The sequence below is a fragment of the Paenibacillus sp. P46E genome, from assembly GCF_001909095.1.
Classification (GTDB): domain Bacteria; phylum Bacillota; class Bacilli; order Paenibacillales; family Paenibacillaceae; genus Paenibacillus_AQ; species Paenibacillus_AQ helianthi.
Genome location: NZ_LVYZ01000011.1, coordinates 1 through 768, shown reverse-complemented (window position 1 = coordinate 768; position 768 = coordinate 1). Strand labels below are relative to the sequence as shown.

Sequence of the window (768 nt, the reverse complement as noted above, 5' to 3'; positions counted from 1 at the left end):
GAATCACTATTGTTTTCTCTTCCTCAGGGTACTTAGATGTTTCAGTTCCCCTGGTCTGCCTCTACATACCCTATGTATTCAGGTATGAGTAACTGCGAATTACCACAGCTGGGTTTCCCCATTCGGACACCCCCGGATCAAAGCTTGCTTACAGCTCCCCGAGGCAGTTTCGTTGTTCGCCACGTCCTTCGTCGGCTCCTGGCGCCTAGGCATCCTCCGTGTGCTCTTATTAGCTTAACCGCAATTTTCTCCGCAGGAGAAATATTGAACATTGCTGTTCTTTACTTTCCTACCAGATCCATTGTATCAACTAATAACTATTTCAACTTGTTTACACAAGTTTCAGCTAAAAGATGTTCTAAAACGCATTTTCGTTTCGGTATCCAGTTTTCAAGGATCAAGGATAAATCTGAGAGCTTCAACTCTCAAAACTGAGCAACGAGTGAGTGTTCGAACCCAAGGGTTCTAATGGAAGCTAAGCTTCCGATTTGAATGTTTCCGTTGCAGGAAACGATTCTCCATAGAAAGGAGGTGATCCAGCCGCACCTTCCGATACGGCTACCTTGTTACGACTTCACCCCAATCATCTACCCCACCTTCGGCGGCTGGCCCCCTTGCGGGTTACCCCACCGACTTCGGGTGTTGTAAACTCTCGTGGTGTGACGGGCGGTGTGTACAAGACCCGGGAACGTATTCACCGCGGCATGCTGATCCGCGATTACTAGCAATTCCGACTTCATGCAGGCGAGTTGCAGCCTGCAATCCGAA

2 rRNA genes are annotated in these 768 nt (G+C 48.6%); both read right to left on the bottom strand.

The window, feature by feature from the left end:
* Positions 1–240: ribosomal RNA gene (locus A3849_RS03545) — 23S ribosomal RNA — on the bottom strand; the annotation flags it as partial.
* Positions 241–524: 284 nt separating this feature from the next.
* Positions 525–768: ribosomal RNA gene (locus A3849_RS03540) — 16S ribosomal RNA — on the bottom strand; the annotation flags it as partial.